We start from the raw sequence: 22941 nt of genomic DNA on the forward strand, positions 1-22941 counted from the left end.
GTGACGGCGGCAATGCCGCCCTACGCCGCCCGCCGCCGCTCGCGCAGCGCATCGCCGAAGGCCTCGAACAAGGCGCGGTTGATCGGGTTGCGCTGCGGATCGTATTCGGCGTGCCACTGTACGCCGAGCGCAAAGCCGGGCGCGTCCGCAATGCGGATCGCCTCGATGGTACCGTCCTCGGCAATGCCCTCGATCACGACGCGTTTGCCGGGCTCGAGGATGCCCTGTCCGTGCAGCGAATTGACCCGGATGGTCTCGCGGCCAAGGATCTTGGCAAATGCCCCGCCGGGCGTCAGCGCGACGTCGTGACGGTCGGCGAACACGACGGTCGGATCGGGATGGATCTCGCCGTTCTCCAGCCGCGGCATCCGGTGGTTCATGCGGCCGGGAATCTCGCGGATCTCCGGATGCAGCGAACCGCCGAACGCGACATTCATCTCCTGCAGGCCGCGGCAGATGCCGAAGATCGGCACGCCGCGCGCGACGCAGGCCTCCGACAGCGCCAGCGCCACGTCATCGCGGTGGATGTCGTAGGGCTCATGCGCGGCGCAGGGTTCGGTGTTGAAGCGGGTCGGATGAACGTTGGCGCGCGCCCCGGTCAGCACCACGCCGTCGACCACGTCGAGCAAGGCGCCGACCTCGGTGATTTCGGGGCTGCCCGCGAACATCAGCGGCACGGCGCCCGACACCTCGGCAACCGCGCGAAGGTTGCGCTCTCCGACCATCTGGACCGTGAAACGATTTTCGATGCGATGGGCGTTTCCGATCACGCCGACCACGGGCCGTCTCATTATTGAAGTCTCGCGCAATGATTCTTCTAAGTTTGCGACATTACGAAGACGATCATGCCTTCGAGTTCCCCGGGGATCAACCGTCTATTCCTGCACAGGGGGGCTTGCAGGCCTGCACAGGCTGGCACCCCGGTGGGCCGAAATCCGGCGGAACGCCTGCAGCTCGTCCCCGTTGGCACGGAACGGCAGCGGCAAACCAGCACGGTCCCGCCCAGCTTGATCCCGGCGAGATTTTCGCCAAAGACTGCACCAGACACCGTCCGCGAAGGGGGAATCACCCGTGACTGACTCGGCTGACAATCGCCTGCAGGCCCGCAACGACCTGGCGTGGGCGATCGCCATCGGCGGCATCGGCATCGTGCTGTTCGCCGCCCTGCTGCTGTTCGCCTGGCAGTTCGCCGCGACGCTGTTCCTGCTGTTCGCGGGCATGCTGCTCGGGGTCGGCCTCAATGCCATGACCACCCTGCTCGGCCGCCTGACCGGGCTGCCGCATGCGCTCCGGCTTGCGATCGTCTGCCTGGCGATGGCCGGACTGCTGTCCGGCATCGTGTTCCTCGGCGGCACCACCATCGCGCAGCAGGCCACGGTGCTGAGCAACACCATCAAATCGCAGCTCGGCAGCGTCAAGGAATTCCTCGAACAGCGCGGCGTCGATACCAGCTACCTGGATTTCGCCAGCGCCGCCGGCGAGGCGAAGCCGGAAGGCACCGCCGTGGCGACAACGACAACGACGCCGGCAGCGTCGCAGTCGCATGGCATCCCCGGCGCCGGCGCGCTCGCCTCCAGCGGTGGCGCCATCATCAGCCAGACGTTGAAGGTGCTGCTCGGCACGGTGAGCGCCGTCGGCAATTTCTTCATCGTGCTGTTCCTCGGGCTCGCCTTCGCGGCGCAGCCGAGCATCTACCGCGCCGGACTGCTGTTCCTCGCGCCGGCTAAATACCGCGGTCAGGCGACCGTCATCGTCGACCGAATCGGTGAGACGCTGGAACGCTGGCTGATCGCGCAGATCATCACCATGACCGCGGTGTTCCTCGTCACCTGGATCGGGCTCGCCATCATCGGCATCCCGAGCTCGTTCATCCTCGGAATCCAGGCCGGCCTGCTCGCCTTCATCCCGACGGTCGGCGCGATCCTCGGCGGACTGATCGTGGTGCTGGCAAGCCTTGCGACCGGGTGGATCGCGGCGCTATCGGCCTTCATCCTGTTCCTCGGCGTGCACGCGCTGGAGAGCTACGTCCTGACCCCGATCATCCAGCGCCAGGCGCTCGACATCCCGCCCGCAACGCTGTTCGCGTTCCAGATCCTGCTCGGCGTCGTGTTCGGCATCTGGGGGCTCGCGCTCGCGCTGCCGCTGATGGCGATCGCCAAGGTGATGATCGATCACTTCAAGGCGGACGATCCGGTACCTGCAAAGGCCGTATGAGCTCGCCTCAGGAGAGCAGCAGGACTGCTCCGACGACCATCAGCATCACGCCGAGCAGCATGGCGACCGGCCAGCGGCTCCGCGGTCGCTGATATCGGCCCTGCGCCCGCCGTTCAGCGATCAGCGCGGTTTCGTATTCATCCGAGTCCGAGAACAGGCAGGCGAAGCCGCTGCCCGCCGAAGCCGCGTCGGCTTCGAGCGACATCAGGGCTGACTGCAGATTGCGGGTGCGGATCGACTCCATGCTGAAAGCATGGGAGTGAATGGTTAACCAGTCGTTACCGCGCTCACGCGCGAGCGGTCACCGGTTTTTTGCCGTGCCGATGCCGGCAGGCCCGCGGTCTTGCGCCGCCAGTTCTCCAGCGAAAGCGGTAATTCCTCGGCCGCTTCGACGCGGTTGCGGCCGCCGCGCTTGGCCTGGTACAGCGCCGTGTCGGCCGAGGCCAGCAGCACCTCGAGCTCGGTCCCGGCCGGTCCGCCGGCCACGCCAATGCTGACCGTGGTGTCGACCGCGCCTTCCTCACAGGTGATATTGCTGTTCTCGAACGCCTCCCGGACGCGCTCGGCGACCAGCACGCCCTCCTCCAGCGAGCACGGCAGCAGCGCCGCGAATTCCTCGCCGCCGATTCGTCCCGACAGATCGCTGATCCTGAGATTGTTGATCACGACGGCGGAGAACAGTTTCAGGATCTCGTCGCCCGCGGGATGACCGAAGCGATCATTGATCGACTTGAAATGATCGAGGTCGAAGATCATCACCGTGACCGGCCGGCCGGCAGTGGCCTCGCGCTCGATCACGCGCGCGCAGGCCTCGGAGAAGCCGCGGCGATTGAGCATGCCGCTCAACGGATCGATCGACGCGGCGGTCTTGTGCACGGCCACCGCACGGTCCGACACCATCATGAAGATCACGAACACCGTGCCGATCGCGTACAGCACGAGTTCGATCGAGAACAGGCTGACCCAGAAGCTGGAGACGAAATTCTGACCGTTCAGCCGCAGCAGGTCGCCGACCAGGATGGGCAGCATCAGGACGCAGCCATGGGCGACCGGGATGACGATCGCAATCCAGCGCCGCTGCATGGCGCGGCGGCGCTCGCTCCACAGCTCGGAAGCGGTCAGCGCAGCATAGACCGCAACGATCCCGGCGCCGATCGTCAGCCGCATCGCGGGATCCTCGATCGTCGTCACAGCGCCGATCCACGCGATCGGACCGAGCACGAGGCCCGGCAGATTGGCCTTGCGGCCGTGGAAGATACGCGCGGCATTCCAGACCATGCCGCATGCGGCGAAGCCGATTGCATTGAGGCCCAGCAGGACGAACCGATCGAGCGTCGAGCCGCCGACCGTCCACAGCGCGACGGAGGCTGCGCCGAGCAGATAGGCGGTGCCCCACCATTTCAACGCGGGAATGTTCTCCTGCCTGCCGAACAACCAGAGCATGGCGCCGAGCATGCCCGCGACCATGGTGGCGAACAAATAGAGCGTCGATGGATCGAACGACATAGGTCACCCCAGCCCGGTGTGATGCAACGTCCGCAGGCGCAGATAATGCGGTGATGCAGCGCCAGTGCGAGCCAGCACGCTAGAAGGCCCGAGTTCCAATTTCGTTTGCACGCACACGCAAGTTTTCTTGAAAAACTGCGCTAATTCGCGTCGAAACACGGCGTCGTTGGACGCAGCAAAAAGGGCGCCTCGCGGCGCCCTCTGCAACTCGATGCACGCGGCAATTGCCGCGAATTTTAGAACTCGAATTAGCGCTTCGAGAACTGGAAGGACTTGCGGGCCTTCGCCTTGCCGTACTTCTTGCGCTCGACCGCGCGGCTGTCGCGGGTCAGGAAGCCGCCCTTCTTGAGGACACCGCGCAGCTCGGGCTCGAAGTTGGTCAGCGCCTTCGAGATGCCGTGCCTGACAGCACCGGCCTGACCGGACAGACCGCCGCCGGCGACGGTGCAGATCACGTCGTACTGGCCGTTGCGGGCGGCCGCGACCAGCGGCTGCTGGATCATCATGCGAAGCACCGGGCGGGCGAAGTAGATTTCGATGTCACGGGTGTTGACCGAGATCTTGCCGGCGCCCGGCTTGATCCAGACCCGGGCGACCGCGTCCTTGCGCTTGCCGGTGGCGTAGGCGCGATTGAACTTGTCGACCTTCTTGACGTATTTCGGCGCGTCGGGCGCCGCCGGCTTGACCTGCGAGAGCTGATCGAGGGACTGCAACGTATCGGACATTATGCGGCCCTCGTGTTCTTGCGGTTCAGGGAAGCGATATCGACCTTCTCGGGGCTCTGCGCTTCATGCGGATGCTCGGCACCCGGATAGACGCGCAGATTGCCCATCTGCATGCGGCCGAGCGGACCGCGCGGGATCATGCGCTCGATCGCCTTCTCGACGACGCGCTCGGGGAAGCGACCCTCGAGGATCTGCTTCGCGGTGCGCTCCTTGATGCCGCCGATGAAGCCGGTGTGCTTGTAGTAGGTCTTCTGGTCGCGCTTGCGGCCGGTCAGCACCACATGCGCGGCGTTGACGATGATGACGTTGTCGCCGCAATCGACATGCGGGGTGTAGGTGGGCAGGTGTTTGCCGCGCAGGCGCATGGCGACGAGCGTGGCGAGACGACCGACGACCAGACCCTTGGCGTCGATCACGACCCACTTCTTCGTCACTTCGGCGGGCTTGGCCGAGAACGTGCTCATGTGTGAAATCCGTGAAAAAGAAATCGGCGCCGTATGCGCCGAACTGGGCGGCTTTCTAGAGAAGCCGCGGACACACGTCAATGTCCACGCGCCATAATTACATTAGCAAAAACAATAGCTTAAAAATATGGTGCAATAATACCGTGAAAAACACTATTGACTTGGAATGGAATAGGTCGCCGTAACATGGGCGATCGGATCGGGCGAGGTACCGGACAGCAAGTTCACCTCACCGACCGCCAGCCGCTTTCCGAGCTTGAGCAGCTTGGCGACCGCAAGCACGTCCTGTCCCGGCTGGCCCTTGCGCAGGAAGTTGATGTTGAGGTTGGTGGTGACGGCGAGGCCGATTGGCCCGATCGCCGACAGCAGCACCACATACATCGCGAAATCCGCCAGCCCCATCAGGGTCGGTCCCGACACCGTGCCGCCCGGCCGCAGCATGCGCTCGCTGAAGCGCTGACGCAGCAGAGCCGTCTCGCCGTCAGCGCTCTCGATCCTGATATCATCGTGGGTGAACGCCTGCGGAAATTCCTTGCGCAGGAACTCCTCCAGATCAGCTACGCTCATTTTCGCAATTGCCATGCGGACCCTGCCCTCGCTTCAGCCAGCCTGTTACATTAAATTGTCACAGACACGATAGTGGAATTTCGCCATGTCCGCCCAAACCGCCGGCGCAGAAGCGCCGCAATCCCCGATTCTGCTGCGCGAAACCGTCGGCAGTATCGCGCTACTGACGCTCAATCGCCCCGCGGCGCGCAACAGCCTTTCGGAGGGCATGATCGCCGGCCTCCATGCTGCGTTGAACGACATCCGCGACGACAGGAACGTCCGCGCCGTCGTGATCGCCGCGAATGGTTCGGCTTATTCCGCCGGGCACGACATGAAGGAGCTCACCGCGCGGCGCAGCGATGCCGATCGTGGCCGCGCCTATTTTGCTGAGATCATGAACGCCTGCAGCGCGATGATGCAGGCGATCGTGCACCTGCCGAAGCCGGTGGTCGCGGCTGTTCAGGGCATCGCCACCGCGGCCGGCTGCCAGCTCGTCGCAAGCTGTGATCTCGCGGTCGCCTCCGAGGCGGCCGCGTTTGCGACGCCGGGTGTCGACATCGGGCTGTTCTGCTCGACGCCAATGGTGGCGCTGTCGCGCAACGTGCCGCGCAAGCAGGCGATGGAAATGCTGCTGACCGGTGAACCCATCTCGGCGGCAACGGCGCAGAGCATCGGCCTCGTCAACCGGGTGGTGCCCGCAGGCACCGAACGCGACGTTGCGATCGCGCTGGCACAGCAGGTCGCGCTGAAATCGGCCTACACCGTCAAGCTCGGCAAGGAGGCGTTCTATCGCCAGGCAGAGATGAGCCTCACTGAGGCCTATCGCTTCGCGGCTGAAGTGATGACCGAGAACATGATGGCGCGCGACGCCGAGGAAGGCATCGGCGCCTTCATCGAGAAGCGCGATCCGAAGTGGCAGGACAAGTAAGACCAAAATGAACCACGACGCCTACGACGATAATTACATCCGCAGCATCCTCAACAACGTCAAATCGATCGCGATGGTCGGCGCCTCGCCGGTCAATGTGCGGCCGAGCTACTTCGCCTTCAAATATCTGGCGCAGCGCGGCTACGACATGATCCCGGTCAACCCCGGCCATGTCGGCAAGGCGCTGATGGGCAAGCCGTTCGTCGCTTCGCTCGCGGACATCGATCGGCCGGTCGACATGATCGACATCTTCCGCAATTCCAGCCACATCATGCCCGTGGTCGATGAGGCGCTGAAACTGTCGCCGCAGCCGAAGGTGATCTGGATGCAGCTCGGCGCACGTGACGATGCCGCCGCCGAGAAGGCCGAGGCCGCCGGCCTCAAAGTGGTGATGAACCGCTGCCCGAAGATCGAGTATGGCCGTCTTTCGTCGGAGATCTCCTGGATGGGCGTCAATTCGCGCACCCTGAGTTCCAAGCGCGCGCCGATCCCGACCCAGGGCATGCGGCTGTCGCTCAACCGCACCAGTTTCGGCGGCGGCCAGACTGCGGCATCCGACCGCGCGGCGAAAAGCAAGACCGAGACCACCTGACACCCCGGCGGAATAATCGTTCCGCTCGTCCGGTATGGCGTAGGATGCCCATTACAAGAAATGGCGGCGCACCCAACTCGCTTGACGGCGGGCGCCGCCGCCATCAGCATGCCGCGCGTTTCGACAGGCCACAACAGGACACCAAGAATGACCGATCGCCTTCCGGGATTTTCCACCCTCGCCGTGCACGCCGGCGCACAGCCTGATCCCACCACCGGCGCACGGGCGACGCCGATCTACCAGACCACGTCATTCGTCTTCAACGATGCCGACCATGCGGCCTCGCTATTCGGCCTGCAGGCCTTCGGCAACATCTATACCCGGATCGGCAACCCGACCAACGCTGTGCTCGAGGAACGCGTCGCCGCCCTCGAAGGCGGCACCGCGGCACTCGCCGTCGCCTCCGGCCACGCCGCGCAGCTCGTCGTGCTGCAACAGCTGTTGAGGCCCGGCGACGAGATCATCGCCGCGCGCAAGCTCTATGGCGGCTCGATCAATCAGTTCACCCACGCCTTCAAGGCGTTCGGCTGGAATGTGGCCTGGGCCGATCCTGATGAGGTCGAAAGCTTCGAGCGTGCGGTGACGCCGCACACCAAGGCGATCTTCATCGAGTCGATCGCCAATCCTGCCGGCAGCATCACCGATATCGAGGCGATCGCCGCCGTTGCGCGCAAGGCCGGCGTGCCGCTGATCGTCGACAACACGCTGGCCTCGCCCTACCTGATCAAGCCGATCGACCATGGCGCCGACATCGTCGTGCACTCGTTGACAAAATTCCTCGGCGGCCACGGCAACTCGCTCGGCGGCATCATCGTCGACGCCGGCACCTTCGACTGGTCGAAGGACAACAAATATCCGATGCTCAGCGAGCCGCGCCCGGAATATCACGGCATCCGGATCCAGGAGACCTTCGGCAATTTCGCCTTCGCGATCGCCTGCCGCGTGCTCGGCCTGCGCGATCTCGGCCCCGCGCTGTCGCCGTTCAACGCCTTCATGATCCTGACCGGCATCGAGACGCTGCCGCTACGGATGCAGAAGCACTGCGACAACGCCAAGGCGGTGGCGGAATTCCTCTCCACCCACCCGGCTGTGTCCGCGGTCAACTATGCCGGCCTGCCCGGTGATCGGTACAACGCGCTGCAACGCAAATATGCGCCGAAGGGCGCCGGCGCGGTGTTCACCTTCAGCCTCAAGGGCGGTTACGACGCGGGCGTCAACCTGGTGTCGAACCTGAAGCTGTTCTCGCATCTTGCCAATGTCGGCGACACCCGCTCGCTGGTGATCCACCCGGCCTCGACCACCCACAGCCAGCTCGACGACGCCGCCAAGGTGAAGTCGGGCGCGGCACCCGAGGTGGTGCGGCTCTCGATCGGCATCGAGGACAAGGAAGACCTGATCGCAGACCTCGACCAGGCGCTGCGCGCCTGAGCCCGGAGCGGTTCCGGAGCGGTGCCCTGCATCGCTCCGGACGCTCTCCAACGCGACCGCCTTGTCCGTTAACGCTTAATGCCAGCAGGCCACCCGTTAACGTTCAATCCGGCTTAAAGTGGCAGTGGTAGGCTCCGGATGATTCGGGAGACCATTGATGCTGCGCTGGATATTGCCGCTCGCGATCGCACTGTCTGCGATGTCGCCTGCTGATGCTGCCGACGGCCCCGTCCCCCCGAAGAGCGCCGCCGTGAAGGCTGCGCGCCAGCTGCCCGCGGGCCTGCCGCGCCCGCACTACGCCTACCGCACCACCATTACAGGTCCGACCTATGTACGGCGCGGCCGCCAGCTCGTGGTCGTCGAGCCCAAGGTGATCCCGCTCAACTCAGCGCCGTATATCCCGTTCGTGCGGGGAGAACCGCTGCTGCCCGGGTCGTCGTCGCTGCCCGGCTATTACGGTAACGCCGGCTCCTACAGCTATCTCGGCCCGTACTATGGCGGTGCCTATGTCGACTACTGGGACCGCCTGCCCTACGCCTGCGGCGTCTACGGCTACTGCTAGCGCGGGACGAACGCGTGGCCAGATCGCCGCAAAAATCCAGCGCACCGGCTTCGGGAAATGCGGTCACCGCCGACCTCGTCGCGGTGCTGGTCGCCGTCACCGACGGCACGCCGAAGATCATGACCATCGCCGGCGGCGCCGCGCTGCCGAGCGGCCCGTTCGAGTTCACGCATCGCTCGCTGCAGACCGCGCTGCGGGCCTGGGTCGAGGCGCAGACCGGCCACCCGCTCGGCTATGTCGAGCAGCTCTACACCTTTGCCGACCGCGGCCGGTCCGGCGACGCCAAGGGGCCGCATAGCGTTTCGATCAGCTATCTCGGCCTGACCCGCGAGGACCGGGTCGGCGAAGGTTTTGAGGCGCACTGGTCCGGCTGGTACGACTACTTTCCCTGGGAAGATCATCGCGACGGTGCACCGGCCTTCATCGCCAAGACGATCGCGCCGAAGCTGAAGGCGTGGGCGAAGGAAGCCCCCTCACCGACGTTGCAGCGCGAGCGCTGGCAGCGCTGCGCCATCACCTTCGGTCTCGACGAGCGTGACTGGAATGAAGAACTGGTGCTGCAGCGCTACGAACTGCTCTGGGAGGCATCGCTGATTCCGGAAGCGAACCGCGCGCGCGGCCGCGAGGCGTCGGTCGTGCCGGGCAAGCCGATGACGGCGGATCATCGCCGCATCCTGGCGACCGGGATCGCGCGGTTGCGCGCCAAGATCAAATACCGTCCGGTGGTATTCGAACTGATGCCGGCCGAGTTCACCCTGCTGCAATTGCAACGCAGTGTTGAGGCGCTTGCAGGCCGGCTGGTCCACAAGCAGAACTTCCGCCGTCTCATCGAGCAGCAGGAACTCGTTGAAGAGACTGGTGCAATGGCCGCCGATACCGTCGGCCGGCCGGCCAAGCTGTTCCGCTTCCGCCACGGCGTATTGGCCGAGAGGGCCGTCGCCGGCACCAAGCTTCCGCTTTCGCGCACTTGACACGCCTTATGCTCAGGATAAGTATAAGCCATCTTATGCTCATGGAGAGTATAAATGGCCCTGCTCGATACCGATCTTCTCACCCGGACCGCGCCGCTCTATGAGCGCGTCAAACGCGTCATCCCGCCGTTCGAATGGGCTACATTCGCCGAGGACGTCGACGCGATCCTGGAGCTGAAGCGCCGCCGCAACGCCGTGGTGCTGGCTCACAATTACCAGACGCCGGAAATCTTCCATGGCGTCGCCGATATCGTCGGCGACAGCCTCCTGCTCGCGCGCGAGGCGACCAAGGTCGACGTCGATGTCATCGTGCTCGCGGGCGTGCACTTCATGGCCGAGACGGCGAAGCTGCTCAACCCAGCCAAGACCGTGCTGATCCCTGACCTCAAAGCCGGCTGCTCGCTGGCAGACTCCATCACGGCCGAGGACGTGCGGCTGATGCGCGCGCGCTATCCGGACGCGCCGGTCGTCGCCTATGTCAACACCTCAACGGCGGTGAAGGCCGAGTCCGACATCTGCTGCACCTCGGGCAATGCGCTCAAGGTCGTGGAATCGCTCGACGCCGAGCGCGTCATCATGCTGCCGGATGAATATCTGGCGCAGAACATCGCCAAGCAGAGCAGCAAGAAGATCATCGCCTGGAAGGGCCATTGCGAGGTGCACGAGCTGTTCACCGCAGACGACGTGCGCCAGCTGCGCGAGAGTTATCCGGATGTCACGGTCCTCGCGCACCCGGAATGCCCGCCCGACGTCGTCGCCGAAGCGGATTTCTCAGGCTCGACGGCGGCGATGCAGACATTCGTCGAGACCAAGCGCCCGCCGCGCGTCGTGCTGCTGACCGAATGCTCGATGAGCGACAACATCGCGGCGCGCAATCCCGGCGTCGACTTCGTCCGCCCCTGCAATCTCTGCCCGCACATGAAGCGGATCACGCTGAAGAACATCCGCCACGCGCTGGAGACCAACCAGCATGAAGTCACGATCGACCCCGAAATCGCCGATCGCGCGCGCAAGAGCGTCGAAAGGATGCTGGCCATATGAGTACCGATCTCTCCAATCTGAACGGCCGCCCGGTCATCATCGGCGGCGGCGCCGCAGGACTGATGACCGCACTGCAGCTCGCGCCCGAGCCGGTCGTGCTGATCTCCAAATCTCCGCTCGGCGCGGAAGCCTCCAGCATGTGGGCGCAGGGCGGCCTCGCCGCGCCAGTCGGCGCGGATGACACGCCTGCCCTGCATCTCGCCGATACGATCGCGGCCGGCGCAGGCCTTTGCGACGCAGCGGCGGCGAGCCGGATCGTTCATGCTGCGCCTGCCGCCGTCGAACAACTGGCCGAACTCGGCGTCGCCTTCGACCGTCGCGCCGACGGCAGCTGGCGGCTCGGGCTCGAGGCCGCGCACGGCCGCAACCGCATCGTACACGCCACCGGCGACGGCACCGGCCGCGAGATCATGCGCGCGCTGATCGCCGCGGTCCGTCGGACACCGTCGATCACGTTGCTGGAAGGCGTCGAGGCGCGCCGGCTGCTGGTCGAGGACAATGCGGTCAGGGGCGTGCTCGCGGCGAGCGACCGCGGCCGGCTTGCGATCACGACCAACCGCGTCGTGATCGCGACCGGCGGCATTGGCGGGCTGTTCGCCGACAGCACCAACCCCGGCGGATGTTTCGGCCAGGGGCTCGCGCTCGCAGCGCATGCCGGCGCAGCACTGTCGGACATCGAGTTCGTCCAGTTCCATCCGACCGCCTTCGACGGGCCGTCGCGGCCGATGCCGCTATTGACCGAGGCGATCCGCGGCGACGGCGCTGTGCTGATCGACGAGACCGGGCAACGCTTCATGGCCGATCAGCCTGGCGCCGAACTTGCGCCACGCGACATCGTCGCGCGTGCGGTGTGGCGCCATCGTGCCGCCGGGCATCGCACCTTCCTCGATGCGCGCAAGAATCCGGGCGCGGATTTTGTGCAGCGCTATCCGGTGATCAGCGCGTTCTGCAAAATGGCAGGCATCGATCCCGCCCATGATCCGATCCCGATCCGGCCGGCGGTCCACTATCACATGGGCGGCATCGCGGTCGACGGTTTTGGCCGCAGCACCGTGCAGGGCCTGTGGGCCTGCGGCGAGGCCGCGCGCACCGGCCTGCACGGCGCCAACCGGCTTGCCAGCAACTCGCTGATGGAAGCGATCGTCTGCGCAAGCTGGGTCGCCGAAGGCGTCGAAGGCATGAGCGCTGGTCCGCGCGCCATGCTGCGCGACGATCCCATGCCGCCGGCAGCCGATCCCTCCGCGGTGCGCCCGATCCTCACGCAGGGGCTTGGCGTCTTGCGTGACCGCGACGGGATCGCGCGTGCGATCCGCAGTCTCTATCCGCTCGCGCGCGGTCCCAATGCTGCATCCGACGCTGCGCTGGTCGGCTTGATGATCGCCGTCGCGGCAATCAGGCGCGAGGAAAGCCGTGGCGGTCATTTCCGCAGCGATTTCCCGCACACCGCCTTGTCGGCGGCTCCATCGTCCCTCACCCGTGCCGAGGCGCTCGCCGCCGCGCGCGACATCGTCGAATCCAAGCCTTCAGCCAGGAGTGCCCGCTCATGACCACCCTCAATCCCCTGTTGCCGCTGCTGTACGAGCCGATCGTGCAGACCGCCTTGCGCGAGGATCTCGGCCGCGCCGGCGATATCACCGCGGATGCGATCGTGCCGGCCGGCCAGCAGGCGCGGCTGGTGATGCGGGCGCGGCAGCCCGGTGTGATCGCCGGACTCGACGTCGCGCGGTCAGCGTTCCAGATGGTGTCACCAGCGATCGAGCTGCGCGCCGAGCGACCCGACGGCAGCGCGGTCGAGCCCGACCAGGTGATCGCGATCATCGACGGCCCGGCCCGCGGCCTGCTCACCGCGGAGCGCACCGCGCTCAACTTCCTCTGCCATCTCAGCGGCGTCGCGACCGCAACCGCCACGCTGGTGAAAGCGGTCGCGGGCACGCGCGCACAAATCGTCGACACCCGCAAGACCACGCCGGGACTGCGGGCGCTGGAGAAATATGCGGTGCGCGCCGGCGGCGGCGGCAATCACCGTTTCGGGCTCGACGATGCGATGCTGATCAAGGACAACCATATCGCGCTCGCAGGCGGCATCCGCACCGCGATCGAACGCGCCAAGGCCAATGCCGGCCATATGGTCAAGATCGAGGTTGAGGTCGACACGCTGTCGCAGCTCGAGGAAGCGCTGGCGCTCGGCGTCGACGCCGTTCTGCTCGACAACATGACGACCGAGCAGCTCGGCCAGGCGGTTCAGATGGCACGCGGCAAGGCGATCACCGAAGCCTCCGGCCGCATCACGGCTGCGACTGCCGCGGCGATTGCCGCCACCGGCGTCGACCTGATCTCGGTCGGCTGGATCACCCACAGTTCGGCCGCGCTCGATATCGGGCTCGACTACCTGTCGTGATCGATCAAAGGGACTGGCCAGCCGGAACGAGATTCGGCTGGCCTTGTTCCGTTCGGCGCGCGGCAAACCGCTCGGCCTGCAACACCGCGAGCGTCAGTACGACGATCGCGACCGCCTGGTGCGTCAGCGCCAGATCGATCGGAACCTGATGCAGCAGCGTCAGGATGCCGAGCGTCGCCTGCAGCGTGATCGCCGCAACCAGCCACCAGGCGCCCGCGATCACGCCGCCGCCGGCGCGCGACCGCACGGCATCGATCGCGTGTGCGATCGCCAGCGCGAACAAGAGATAGGCGGTCATGCGATGCTCGAACTGCACCGTCAGCGTGTTGTCGAACAAATTGCGCCACCATGGCGTCTCGAACCACAGCCGGTCGGCCGACGGGATCAAGCCGCCGTCGATCTCGGGCCAGGTGTTGTAAACCCGGCCCGCGCGCAGGCCAGCGACCAGCGCGCCGAAATAGAGTTGCAGGAAGGTGAGCAGGAGCAGCGCCGCGCTCGTGATCTTCAGCCTGAGCGGCGCGATCACTATGGGGCGGTCCGTCAGCCGTCGCAGCGTCCAGACGATCGCCGCGAAGATCAGCAGCGCCAGCACCAGATGCGTCGCCAGCCGATACTGCGACACCTCGACGCGCTCCGAGAGGCCGGACGCCACCATCCACCAGCCGACGCCGCCCTGTAGCGCGCCGAGGCCGAAGATCACCCACAGCCGGCGGCCGAGCTCACCGCTCACCGCGCCGCGCCACAGGAAATACAGGAACGGCAGCAGATAGGCGGCGCCGATCACCCGGCCGAGCAACCGGTGGCTCCACTCCCACCAGAAAATCGTCTTGAACTCGGCGAGCGTCATCCCGGCGTTGAGCTCGCGATATTGCGGAATCTTCTGATAGCCCGCGAAGGCCTGGGTCCACTGCGCCTCGGTCAGCGGCGGCAGCGCGCCGGTCACCGGCTTCCATTCGACGATCGACAGGCCGGACTCGGTCAGCCGCGTGGCACCGCCGACCAGGACCATCAGCGCGATCAGGCCGGCGACCGCGATCAGCCATACCCTGACGGCGCGGAGCTGCGATGTCTTTGCGGAAATACCGGCCATTTCGCCCTGACTTGATTGGATTTTCGGGCCCCTTATAGTCCGGCGCGCCCGCGGCGCAAGCACCGCCGAAGACGTTCAGGATCACGAGTTACACGTACAAGCCATGGCCATACGCACCCGCAAACTGCTCGGAACCATCTTCCTGCTCATCCTGGTCGTGGTGTGGTCGCTGCTCGGCATGACGGTCGCCCAGACGCCGTGGCTCGCCAACTCCGGGCTGCTGCAGGCCGTCTTCTACGTCGTCGCGGGGCTCGGCTGGGTGCTGCCGGCGATGCCGATCGTGTCCTGGATGTCGCGCCCCGATCGCGCTTAGAGCACGCCCTGCTCCCGCGCGCTCCGCGTCGGCCGCACCGGCGCGAACATCACGCCCGAGAGCAGCACCCGCATGATCCGCAGCGAGCGGACGCGGCCGTCCCACGCGATGCGCGGCAGTGCGTAGAGGTTGGTGCGGCCCTGCGCCTCGACCACGCCGGAAATGGTCGACACCGCGCTGGCAAAGCCCGCTTCCTCGGCCATCACGACATGTGCACGGGCGAATGCTTCGCGATCCCCGAAGGGATACGCGAAATGCCTGACCGGCCGCCGGAGCGCACTTTCGGCCACGGCCTTTCCCATCGCCATCTCGCGCTCTGCGTCGGCGTCCCTGAGGCTCGACAGAGCGGAATAGTTCACCGTGGCACTGCCGAACGTCACGTTCGGATCCGCGGCAAGCTTCGCCAGATCCTGCCAGTCGAGTGAGGCGCTGCGTGACAGTTGCGCAGCGTCGGCCGAATAGCGCCGCGCGAGATCGTTCACCGCATAGGACAGATCAGGCGGCGACAGCTTGCGCAGCCAGCCGGACAGGAAATCGAACAGCTCGTATTTGTCCGACAGCGTCGAGACCACGAAATGCCGTTCCCGGCCGTCGATCACAAGGCTGATGCGGCTCTCGCGCGCGATAATGTCCTCGAGCACCAGCCACCACGCCGCGCCGACGCCGTCCGGAAACGCGGTCGGTAGATAGAGCGTGAAGGGGACGGAATGCCTGGCGAGCACGGGATAGGCATGGGTGACGATGTCCTTGCTGGCACCGTCGAAGGTCAGGCAGGCGAAGCGGCGGCGCTCCGGCATGGTCACCGCGCGGCGGCAGGCTTCGTCGATCCCGACGATGTCGTATTTCCAGCGCTTCAGCGCGCGGATCGTGCGATCGAGGAATGCTGGCGAGACCTCGTGAGGTCTCAGCGGCTGGAACCGGGCCCGACGGGCGGGACGGACGCGCGCGAAACGCAGGATCACCCCGGCGCCCCCGGTCTCGCGCTCCCGCAGCCGGAAGGCGCCGCTGAAATATGCGAGCTCCATCCGGGCTCGCCGCAAAATCCCCCGGTCCGGCGCCAAGATCCCCTACCGTCCTTGCCTCGCCCGGCGGTTCCCACACGTCCACCGTCGGGCGATTGTTATTACTCTTTGTTGACATTTCCCTGCGAAGGTCGGCCTCAGCCGAGAACTGTAAATTAATACCTTAAAAAATTTGGGTTCCGAGATGACCATGGCGGCGGCAATGGAAGGCCAGACGGCGGGCACGCGAACATGGCCGAACGCAATCCGCATCGCCGGCGTCGACATCTTTCACGACCTCACTGCAGCCGAGGCGACCTGGCGCAGTCTCGAAACACCGCAACACAGCTACACACCCTATCAGCGCTTCGACTTCCTTGCCTCCTGGCAACGCCAGGTCGGCGAGCGCGAAGGCCTGCGGCCCTTCATCGTGGTGGCCCATGACAGCGAGCGCCGTCCGCTGCTGCTGTTGCCGCTCGCCGTCGAACAGCGCCTGGGCGCCAATTGCGCAAGCTTCATGGGCGGCAAACATGCCACCTTCAACATGGCGCTGTACGACCGCGACTTCGCCGCCAACGCGACCGAAGCCGACATCTCGGCCTTGATCGGCTCAATCGCCGAGCGATCCCGTGCCGACGCGCTGATGCTGTGTCAGCAGCCGCTGCGCTGGCAGGACCAGCCCAATCCGATGGTGTTGCTGCCGCATCAGACATCGGTGAACGACTGCCCACTGCTGGTCATCGAGCCCGGCGCGGCACCCGCTTCGCTGATCAGCAACTCGTTCCGCCGACGCCTCAAGGGCAAGGAACGCAAGCTGCAGGCGCTGCCGGGCTACCGCTATCATGTCGCAGATAACGGCGCCGACGTCTGCCGACTGCTCGACTGGTTCTTCCGCGTCAAGCCGGAGCGCATGGCGGAGCAGAAGCTGCCCAACGTGTTCGCCGAGCCGGGCATCGAGCAGTTCATCCGCACCGCCTGCCTCGCGCCGCGCGCCGACGGCAAGGGCTATGCGATCGACATCCACGCGCTGGAGTGCGACGAGGAAGTGATCGCGATCTTTGCCGGCGTGTCCGACGGTCATCGCTTCTCGATGATGTTCAACACCTACACGATGTCGGCCAATTCCAAGTTCAGCCCCGGCCTGATCCTGATGCGCGACATCATCGATCGCCATGCCGGCCTGAACTATCGCGCCTTCGACCTCGGCATCGGCTCGGACGAGTACAAGCGGCTGTTCTGCAAGGACGACGAAGCGATCGTCGACAGCTTCATTCCGCTCAGCCTGCGCGGCAAGCCGGCGGCCACCGCGCTTTCGGCCATCAGCCGCGCCAAGCGCGCAGTGAAACAAAATCCGGCGCTGTTCGAAATCGCGCAGAACCTGCGCAGCATGTTCCGCTGAGCACGACCGGCGGCGCTACGGCGACGAGCCATCCGGCGCCGCGCGGCCGTTCGCGACGCCAAGCCGCATCATCGCATCGAACACCAGCATCGCGGCCGGCGACAACGCCCGCTTGCGCAGCTTGATCAACCCGTAGCTCTCGAGCATCAGCTGGTCGCGGATACGAAGCATCTTGAAGCGCTGCGGATCGAGCAGATCGAAGATCAGGAGCGGCACCGGCACGATCGCATCGATGCCCGCCGCGATCCCAATCGACGCGAAGAACGACTCGGTGTTGATGATGCGCTGGGGCGGCGCAATGCCCCGGCTGTAGAACAGCCGCTCCAGCCCCTGGCGCATGAAGGATTCCCGCGGCTGGATGATCCATTGCAGGTCGACCGTATCCTCGAGATTGACGCTGTCGAGACCGGCGAGCGGATGCTCGGCGCGAACCAGCAAGCCGGCCTGCTCGGCGCCGATCGCGTGATAGTCGAATTGTCCGGGATCGACGCCGGCCGGAATTCGCGCCACGACGAAGTCGAGCTCAAGCGCCAGAAGACGCGCAACGAGCGGCGGACTGGTGCTGACGTCGAGCGAAATGCTCACCCGGTGCAGTTTCTCGCCAAGGTACTGCATGACGTCGACAACAAGGTCGATGCTGGGCTTGGCGACCGTCCCGACCGATACCGTGCCAAGCTCGCCGGACCGGTAACCGGCGAACTCATTGGTGACCCGGTCAAGGTCCGCGAGGACGCTCCGGCCACCACGGATCAAGATCGAACCATAGGCGGTCGGCTCAACGCCGCGCGCCGTTCGCTCGAACAACGGAACCCGCGCCACGGCCTCGATCTCGGCCAGCATCTTCGATGCCGCCGACTGGGTAATGTTCAGGCGCTCGGCCGCGAGCTGCAGCTTGCGCTCGCTGTCGAGCGCGACCAGCAGGCGCAACTGGCGCAACTTCAGATTATTGATCACGGCCCGCTACCATCCTGCCCGGCCAGAGCCGTCCGATCCGATTTAATCGGAACGAACGGGACTCCAGCCTCTTGTCTAGACGCGCCTTACTCCACGCGACCCGGCGTCCACTTCGCTGGAAACACTCGAGTTCCCGCGACCATACCGCAGTGCATCATGACAGTTTCGCCGTGGCTCCATTCCCAAATGCCATTAGTCACGCGGCCGTCGATTACACAAGAATGAATGCAAGGCTTGCAAGCAGGCTTGCAAGGACAAAGCGACGGACCGCTGCGGGTGTACAATGGTTCACCCCGGACAGCGCGGTGACCTTGCGCCAATACAAATAGCCAGAAGGGATGGGAACGATGAGCGACGATGTCGAGAAGCGCGCGATCGGAAAGATGATGCGACGGCTGATTCCGTTCCTCATCCTGTGTTACTTCGTGGCGTATCTCGATCGCGTCAATGTCGGCTTCGCCAAGCTGCACATGAACACGGCGCTCGGCCTCAGCGAAGCCGCCTACGGGCTCGGCGCGGGACTGTTCTTCGTCGGCTACTTCTTCTTCGAAGTCCCCTCCAACATCCTGCTGGAACGGTTCGGCGCGCGGCGCTGGATCGCCCGCATCATGATCAGCTGGGGCATCGTCTCGGCGGCATTCGCGTTCATCCCGCAGATGTCAGCGGCGACCGGCCTCTCCAGCGAGTGGATCTTCTACTTCCTGCGCCTGCTGCTCGGCGCCTGCGAAGCCGGTTTCTTCCCCGGCATCATCTTCTATCTGACGCTCTGGTTCCCGACGATCTATCGGGCCCGCGTCATCAGCCTGTTCATGCTTGCGATCCCGATCTCCAGCATCATCGGGGCACCGATCTCAGGCCTGCTGCTCAATTTGTCGGGCGCCGGCCTGACCGGGTGGCAGTGGCTGTTCATCTGCGAAGCGCTGCCGTCGGTCCTGGTCGGATTCGCCGTGCTCGCCATGCTGCCCGACTTCCCGCGTCAGGCGAACTGGTTGCAGCCCGACGAGATCAAGTGGGTGCAGAACACCCTCGAGACCGAGCGGCAGAAGAAGGAAGCCGTGGAGCACATCTCGGTGATGCAGTCGCTCACCGATTCGCGCGTCCTCGCCTGCGCCCTCGTCTATTTCTGCCTGAACGCCGCCAGCTACGGCGTCGCGTTCTTCCTGCCTACCATCATCAAGGCTTTCGGCGTCACCGACACGCAGACCGGCCTGATCGCAGCCCTGCCCTTCGTGTTCGGCGCGGTCGGCATGGTGCTGCTCGGCCGCCATTCCGACAAGACCGGCGAGCGGCGCTATCACGTTGCCGGCGCGCTGGTGCTCGCGGCCGTCGGCATTGGCCTCGCCGGGCTGGTCTCCAGTCCGGTGCTGATCGTGGGCCTGCTCTGCCTCGCGCAGATCGGCGTGTCGGCGGTGCCGCCGATGTTCTGGCCGATGCCGGCCAGCATCCTGAACGGCGCCTCGGCCGCGGCAGGCATCGCCGCGATCAATTCGCTCGGCAATCTCTCAGGCTTCGCCGGCCCGTTCGCCATGGGCTATCTGAAGGACCTGACCGGCGGCTTCACCGCAGGCCTGCTGCTGCTCGCGGTCGTCGGCTTGATCGGCGCGCTGGTCACGATCCGGCTTCGGATCGATCCGGTCCTGGAGCGCGCCGCGCGCGAGCCGATGCTGGCGCATTGAGGGTGGCGGTCAGGCCGCCACCACCCGCGGGCCCCTCGCGACCGTTTCCGAGGGCGCGCAGGGCTTGCTCAACATCGTCACTTCGGAGAAGCCGACGGCCCTGAGCTGATCGACCATCTGATGGCGGGCATCCTGGGCCATTGCGGGGTCGGGCACGACGACGGCCTGCGCCTTCGCGGTCAGCAGCTCGGCCGGCAGGTCGACGGCCGAGCCGGCGTCGAGCAGCACGTGGTCGTAGACCCGGAGCAGCGCGTCGATCGCAAGCGCGAGCCGCGGCGATTGCAGGTGCGCGCGATCGAAGCCCGGACGGCCGGCGCTGACGATCTGAACCCGCGACTGCCGATCCTTGGTGATGATCTGCGCGAACGTCGCCTCACCCTGCATCAATTCGGCAAGGCCGGGCGCGGCGGGATCGACGGTGGCCGCCGCCAACACCGGCGCGGATGCGACGAGATCGACCACCACGACCTTGGCCTGGCGCGCCATCAGACGGGCCAGCGTCAGCGCGGTCAGCGTGACGCTCTCGCCGGTGGCCGGGCCGAGCACCGTGACCTTGTGGGCGGCGGGACCGGACGCGACGAGCCGCTCGGCCAGCGCATCGATCTCATCGACGGTCCGGGCGGGTGCAGGCTGCGGCTCGCTGATGACGGGCTCGTATGGCGCCGCCGGCTCCGGCGAAAGGCTGGGCGCGACCGGCGATGCGAGCGCGGGTTCAGGCGGCAGCCTCGGCGCCGGCTCGTCCACGGCGACAGTCTCCATGACCGGTTCGCGGCGCCGGATCACGGCGGCGGCCGGCGCGAAGGCACGGCCCACCGCACCGGGCGCGGAGATGCGCAGCAATTCACCGGTGATGATGATCCCGGACGACAGCAACAGCGTTGCCAGCGTCGCGATCAGAACGATCGGCAGCTTCTTCGGATAGGCCGGCGTGTTGGAGACCGTGGCGCGCGAGATGATGCGGCCGTCGGTCGGCGCCGCCTCGATGTTCTCGCGTGCGGTCGCCTCGCGATATTTCGCAAGATAGGCTTCCAGCAGATCGCGCTGCGCCTTGGCTTCACGCTCCAGCCCGCGGAGCTGCACGTCCTGGCTGTTGCTCGACGACGCCTGTTTCTTCGACTGGTCCAGGCTCGCCTGCAGCGCCTGGACGCGGCCGTCGGCGACGCGGGCGTCGTTATCGAGCGAGCGCGAAATCTTGCCCGCTTCCTCGCGCAATTGCCGGTCGAGGTCGGCGATCTGCGCCTTCAATTCCTTGATGCGCGGATGGTTGTCTAGCAGCGTCGACGACTGCTCGGCGAGCTGGGCACGCAACGTGCCACGCTGTTCGGCGAGCCTGCGGATCAGCTCGGAATTGAGCACCTCCGAAGCCTCGATCGGCTTGCCGCTCTGAATCATCTCGCGGATCAACCGCGCCTTGGTCTCGGCATCGGCCTTCAGGGCGCGGGCATTGTTGAGCTGCGTGTTCAGCTCACCCATCTGCTGGTTGGACAGCGGGATGTTGTTGGTGCCGACGAACAGGCTCGACTTGGAGCGGAATTCCTCGACACGCGAATCCGCGTCGGCGACCTTGGTGCGCAGCTTGTCGATCTCGCCGAGCAGCCACGTGCTGGCGGACTTGGCCTGGTCCTGCCGTGCCGCCTGCTGCAGCACGAGATAACCGTCCGCGATCGAGTTCGCGACGCGGGCGGCGAGATCAGGATCTTCCGACTGGAACTCGACCACGATGACGCGCGACTTGTCGACCGCATAGGCCTGGTAGCGCTCATAGAAGGCGTCGAGCACCCGCTCTTCCGGCGTCAGGCTGAACGGATCGCGGCCGATGCCGAACAGCGCCAGCAGCGACTTCAGCGGGGAGAAGCCGCGCAGCACCGGATCGAACTCCGGACGCTCGGCCAGCTTGTTCTTTTTGATTATGTCGCGCGCGAGATCGCGCGACATCACGAGTTGCACCTGGCTCGTCACCGCCTCGGCATCGAGCGAGGTGCGTTCGAGGTCGCGCTCGCCGTTCGGGCGCAGGAAGGCATTCTCGCGATTGTCGATCAGGATTCGCGCTTCCGACTTATAGCGCGGCGTCACGACGTTGACGGCAGCGAGCGACAACGCGAACACCAGCACCGTCGGCACGACGATCCAGCTTCGCTTGCGCGCCAGCGCGCGTCCGAGCACATGGAGGTCGAGATCGGTTGCCGGCGCTGTACGCGCCGGCTCGTCCGGGGCCGACATCGGCACAGCCGGCTTCGCAACGGCCTCGCCGGCGACGGGCGCCGACTTCGGCAGCGCCCGCTGCACGACGGCCTCTTCCTTGCCTGTACGCCAGAATGCAAAACGCATAACGAACTCCCGCGGACGCCGCGATTCCACCTCAATGCCGGCGATTACAGTCCATTAAGGTTGCTGCTGGGTTAATCGGCGCGGTTGACGGATGCGACCACCACCGCACCGTCATGTTTTATTAACCATGAGTGCCGTTAATCGAGCCTATATTTTGTCGCGGGATTCCTCACATGCGCGATCTGCGCGCCCCCCTCGTTTGTCTGGTTGCTGCGCTCGCGCTGTCGGGCTGCATGGGACGGACCTCGCCGCTTGCCGGCGACCCGGCCCTCGATTCGATGGCTTACGGGCAGCCCTCCTTCGCCGGGCCGGCGGCTTATGCCGAGCCTGCGCCGACGCGCGAGGCCTATAATCTAGGCCCCGGCGACAAGCTCCGCGTCGTGGTCTATGGCCAGGAAGGCCTGACCAATTCGTACGCGATCGACGCCGCCGGCGCGGTCACGATGCCGCTGATCGGCTCGGTGCCGGCACGCGGCCGCACGCCTGCCGGGCTTGCCGCCGAGATCACCGCGCGGCTGCGCAACGGCTTCATCCGCGACCCTTCGGTGGCGGTCGAGATCGAATCCTACCGGCCGTTCTTCATCCTCGGTGAAGTCCAGGCCCCCGGCCAATATCCCTATGTGCCCAACATGACGGTCGAGAGCGCGGTGGCGATCGCCGGCGGCTTCTCGCCGCGCGCACGGCGCGACGAGGTCACCCTCACCCACACCGATGCATCGGGCGCCGGCCGCTTCACAGCTCCCCTCGGCACGCCGATCGGCCCCGGGGACACCGTGTTCGTCGGCGAACGCTGGTTCTGATC

Annotated in this window: 23 protein-coding genes; 13 read left to right on the forward strand and 10 right to left on the reverse strand. The window is 65.8% G+C overall.

Annotated features, from left to right (window positions below; all coding sequences use genetic code 11):
* Positions 1-20: 20 nt before the first annotated feature.
* Positions 21-791, reverse strand: coding sequence for a gamma-glutamyl-gamma-aminobutyrate hydrolase family protein (locus JQ507_17935; GenBank protein ID QRI66902.1), 771 nt, complete (start codon positions 789-791; stop codon positions 21-23).
* 280 nt (positions 792-1071) lie between these two features.
* Between JQ507_17935 and JQ507_17940 the strand changes: the two genes are divergently transcribed.
* Complete coding sequence (locus JQ507_17940) at positions 1072-2214, forward strand: AI-2E family transporter (GenBank protein ID QRI66903.1); 1143 nt, start codon at positions 1072-1074, stop codon at positions 2212-2214.
* A gap of 7 nt (positions 2215-2221) precedes the next feature.
* On the opposite strand, the gene JQ507_17945 is transcribed toward JQ507_17940, so the two are convergent.
* The 5 genes from JQ507_17945 to JQ507_17965 all read right to left on the reverse strand — a co-directional run bounded on the left by JQ507_17945 (position 2222) and on the right by JQ507_17965 (position 5491).
* Positions 2222-2458: a hypothetical protein gene (locus tag JQ507_17945; protein QRI66904.1), complete on the reverse strand. Its 237-nt coding sequence runs from the start codon at positions 2456-2458 to the stop codon at positions 2222-2224.
* A gap of 23 nt (positions 2459-2481) precedes the next feature.
* Positions 2482-3720 carry a GGDEF domain-containing protein gene (locus JQ507_17950; protein QRI66905.1) on the reverse strand — a complete coding sequence of 413 codons (1239 nt, stop codon included), beginning with the start codon at positions 3718-3720 and terminating at the stop codon, positions 2482-2484.
* Positions 3721-3968: 248 nt separating this feature from the next.
* On the reverse strand, positions 3969-4445 hold the full coding sequence (gene rpsI, locus JQ507_17955) for a 30S ribosomal protein S9 (GenBank protein QRI66906.1): 477 nt from the start codon (positions 4443-4445) through the stop codon (positions 3969-3971).
* Positions 4445-4909: a 50S ribosomal protein L13 gene (rplM, locus tag JQ507_17960; GenBank protein ID QRI66907.1), complete on the reverse strand. Its 465-nt coding sequence runs from the start codon at positions 4907-4909 to the stop codon at positions 4445-4447. Before rplM ends, rpsI begins: the two co-directional genes overlap by 1 nt.
* A gap of 153 nt (positions 4910-5062) precedes the next feature.
* Positions 5063-5491 (reverse strand): PaaI family thioesterase, encoded by a 429-nt coding sequence (locus JQ507_17965; GenBank protein QRI66908.1) that lies wholly within the window; start codon positions 5489-5491, stop codon positions 5063-5065.
* A gap of 70 nt (positions 5492-5561) precedes the next feature.
* Here JQ507_17965 and JQ507_17970 point away from each other — a divergent pair, with 70 nt between their 5' ends.
* The 8 genes from JQ507_17970 (at position 5562) to JQ507_18005 (ending at position 13378) form a co-directional block, all read left to right on the forward strand.
* Positions 5562-6386 carry an enoyl-CoA hydratase gene (locus tag JQ507_17970; GenBank protein ID QRI66909.1) on the forward strand — a complete coding sequence of 275 codons (825 nt, stop codon included), beginning with the start codon at positions 5562-5564 and terminating at the stop codon, positions 6384-6386.
* Between the two features lie 7 nt (positions 6387-6393).
* A complete protein-coding gene (locus JQ507_17975; GenBank protein ID QRI66910.1) occupies positions 6394-6978 on the forward strand; it encodes a CoA-binding protein in 585 nt (194 codons plus the stop codon).
* A gap of 147 nt (positions 6979-7125) precedes the next feature.
* Positions 7126-8406, forward strand: a complete 1281-nt coding sequence (locus JQ507_17980; GenBank protein QRI66911.1) for an O-acetylhomoserine aminocarboxypropyltransferase — start codon at positions 7126-7128, stop codon at positions 8404-8406.
* 157 nt (positions 8407-8563) lie between these two features.
* Positions 8564-8968, forward strand: a complete 405-nt coding sequence (locus JQ507_17985; protein ID QRI66912.1) for a hypothetical protein — start codon at positions 8564-8566, stop codon at positions 8966-8968.
* Between the two features lie 14 nt (positions 8969-8982).
* Positions 8983-9939 (forward strand): hypothetical protein, encoded by a 957-nt coding sequence (locus JQ507_17990; protein ID QRI66913.1) that lies wholly within the window; start codon positions 8983-8985, stop codon positions 9937-9939.
* Positions 9940-9993: 54 nt separating this feature from the next.
* Positions 9994-10980: a quinolinate synthase NadA gene (gene nadA, locus JQ507_17995; GenBank protein ID QRI66914.1), complete on the forward strand. Its 987-nt coding sequence runs from the start codon at positions 9994-9996 to the stop codon at positions 10978-10980.
* Positions 10977-12527, forward strand: a complete 1551-nt coding sequence (locus tag JQ507_18000; protein QRI66915.1) for an L-aspartate oxidase — start codon at positions 10977-10979, stop codon at positions 12525-12527. Before nadA ends, JQ507_18000 begins: the two co-directional genes overlap by 4 nt.
* Complete coding sequence (locus JQ507_18005; protein ID QRI66916.1) at positions 12524-13378, forward strand: carboxylating nicotinate-nucleotide diphosphorylase; 855 nt, start codon at positions 12524-12526, stop codon at positions 13376-13378. The genes JQ507_18000 and JQ507_18005 overlap by 4 nt, the downstream gene beginning before the upstream one ends.
* Positions 13379-13382: 4 nt before the next feature.
* Here JQ507_18005 and JQ507_18010 read toward each other — a convergent pair whose 3' ends face one another.
* Complete coding sequence (locus JQ507_18010; GenBank protein QRI66917.1) at positions 13383-14468, reverse strand: COX15/CtaA family protein; 1086 nt, start codon at positions 14466-14468, stop codon at positions 13383-13385.
* Positions 14469-14571: 103 nt separating this feature from the next.
* On the opposite strand from JQ507_18010, the gene JQ507_18015 reads away from it, so the two are divergent.
* Positions 14572-14781: a DUF2842 domain-containing protein gene (locus tag JQ507_18015; GenBank protein QRI66918.1), complete on the forward strand. Its 210-nt coding sequence runs from the start codon at positions 14572-14574 to the stop codon at positions 14779-14781.
* Here JQ507_18015 and JQ507_18020 read toward each other — a convergent pair.
* Positions 14778-15806, reverse strand: a complete 1029-nt coding sequence (locus tag JQ507_18020; protein ID QRI66919.1) for a polysaccharide deacetylase family protein — start codon at positions 15804-15806, stop codon at positions 14778-14780. The genes JQ507_18015 and JQ507_18020 overlap by 4 nt on opposite strands.
* Before the next feature lie 181 nt (positions 15807-15987).
* Here JQ507_18020 and JQ507_18025 point away from each other — a divergent pair, with 181 nt between their 5' ends.
* Positions 15988-17181, forward strand: coding sequence for a GNAT family N-acetyltransferase (locus JQ507_18025; protein QRI66920.1), 1194 nt, complete (start codon positions 15988-15990; stop codon positions 17179-17181).
* Positions 17182-17196: 15 nt separating this feature from the next.
* On the opposite strand, the gene JQ507_18030 is transcribed toward JQ507_18025, so the two are convergent.
* On the reverse strand, positions 17197-18135 hold the full coding sequence (locus tag JQ507_18030) for a LysR family transcriptional regulator (protein QRI66921.1): 939 nt from the start codon (positions 18133-18135) through the stop codon (positions 17197-17199).
* 338 nt (positions 18136-18473) lie between these two features.
* Between JQ507_18030 and JQ507_18035 the strand changes: the two genes are divergently transcribed.
* Positions 18474-19811 carry an MFS transporter gene (locus JQ507_18035; GenBank protein ID QRI66922.1) on the forward strand — a complete coding sequence of 446 codons (1338 nt, stop codon included), beginning with the start codon at positions 18474-18476 and terminating at the stop codon, positions 19809-19811.
* Between the two features lie 9 nt (positions 19812-19820).
* Here JQ507_18035 and JQ507_18040 read toward each other — a convergent pair whose 3' ends face one another.
* Positions 19821-22139 (reverse strand): lipopolysaccharide biosynthesis protein, encoded by a 2319-nt coding sequence (locus JQ507_18040; GenBank protein ID QRI66923.1) that lies wholly within the window; start codon positions 22137-22139, stop codon positions 19821-19823.
* Between the two features lie 173 nt (positions 22140-22312).
* Between JQ507_18040 and JQ507_18045 the strand changes: the two genes are divergently transcribed.
* The gene (locus tag JQ507_18045; GenBank protein QRI66924.1) at positions 22313-22939 is read left to right on the forward strand and encodes a polysaccharide export protein; all 627 of its coding nucleotides are present in this window, start codon (positions 22313-22315) and stop codon (positions 22937-22939) included.
* Positions 22940-22941 lie beyond the last annotated feature (2 nt).

The sequence above is a fragment of the Bradyrhizobium sp. PSBB068 genome, from assembly GCA_016839165.1.
Taxonomy (GTDB): Bacteria; Pseudomonadota; Alphaproteobacteria; order Rhizobiales; family Xanthobacteraceae; genus Bradyrhizobium.

Bases quoted from the DNA above. Each gene is read 5' to 3' on its own strand.
- JQ507_17985 (QRI66912.1), top strand. From the start codon at position 8,564: ATGCTGCGCTGGATATTGCCGCTCGCGATCGCACTGTCTGCGATGTCG.
- JQ507_18020 (QRI66919.1), bottom strand. From the start codon at position 15,806: ATGGAGCTCGCATATTTCAGCGGCGCCTTCCGGCTGCGGGAGCGCGAG.
- JQ507_17935 (QRI66902.1), bottom strand. From the start codon at position 791: ATGAGACGGCCCGTGGTCGGCGTGATCGGAAACGCCCATCGCATCGAA.
- JQ507_18025 (QRI66920.1), top strand. From the start codon at position 15,988: ATGACCATGGCGGCGGCAATGGAAGGCCAGACGGCGGGCACGCGAACA.
- JQ507_18010 (QRI66917.1), bottom strand. From the start codon at position 14,468: ATGGCCGGTATTTCCGCAAAGACATCGCAGCTCCGCGCCGTCAGGGTA.
- nadA (QRI66914.1), top strand. From the start codon at position 9,994: ATGGCCCTGCTCGATACCGATCTTCTCACCCGGACCGCGCCGCTCTAT.
- JQ507_17945 (QRI66904.1), bottom strand. From the start codon at position 2,458: ATGGAGTCGATCCGCACCCGCAATCTGCAGTCAGCCCTGATGTCGCTC.
- JQ507_18000 (QRI66915.1), top strand. From the start codon at position 10,977: ATGAGTACCGATCTCTCCAATCTGAACGGCCGCCCGGTCATCATCGGC.
- JQ507_17975 (QRI66910.1), top strand. From the start codon at position 6,394: ATGAACCACGACGCCTACGACGATAATTACATCCGCAGCATCCTCAAC.
- JQ507_18035 (QRI66922.1), top strand. From the start codon at position 18,474: ATGGGAACGATGAGCGACGATGTCGAGAAGCGCGCGATCGGAAAGATG.
- rplM (QRI66907.1), bottom strand. From the start codon at position 4,909: ATGAGCACGTTCTCGGCCAAGCCCGCCGAAGTGACGAAGAAGTGGGTC.
- rpsI (QRI66906.1), bottom strand. From the start codon at position 4,445: ATGTCCGATACGTTGCAGTCCCTCGATCAGCTCTCGCAGGTCAAGCCG.
- JQ507_18040 (QRI66923.1), bottom strand. From the start codon at position 22,139: ATGCGTTTTGCATTCTGGCGTACAGGCAAGGAAGAGGCCGTCGTGCAG.
- JQ507_17965 (QRI66908.1), bottom strand. From the start codon at position 5,491: ATGGCAATTGCGAAAATGAGCGTAGCTGATCTGGAGGAGTTCCTGCGC.
- JQ507_18045 (QRI66924.1), top strand. From the start codon at position 22,313: ATGCGCGATCTGCGCGCCCCCCTCGTTTGTCTGGTTGCTGCGCTCGCG.
- JQ507_18015 (QRI66918.1), top strand. From the start codon at position 14,572: ATGGCCATACGCACCCGCAAACTGCTCGGAACCATCTTCCTGCTCATC.
- JQ507_17980 (QRI66911.1), top strand. From the start codon at position 7,126: ATGACCGATCGCCTTCCGGGATTTTCCACCCTCGCCGTGCACGCCGGC.
- JQ507_17970 (QRI66909.1), top strand. From the start codon at position 5,562: ATGTCCGCCCAAACCGCCGGCGCAGAAGCGCCGCAATCCCCGATTCTG.
- JQ507_17950 (QRI66905.1), bottom strand. From the start codon at position 3,720: ATGTCGTTCGATCCATCGACGCTCTATTTGTTCGCCACCATGGTCGCG.
- JQ507_18005 (QRI66916.1), top strand. From the start codon at position 12,524: ATGACCACCCTCAATCCCCTGTTGCCGCTGCTGTACGAGCCGATCGTG.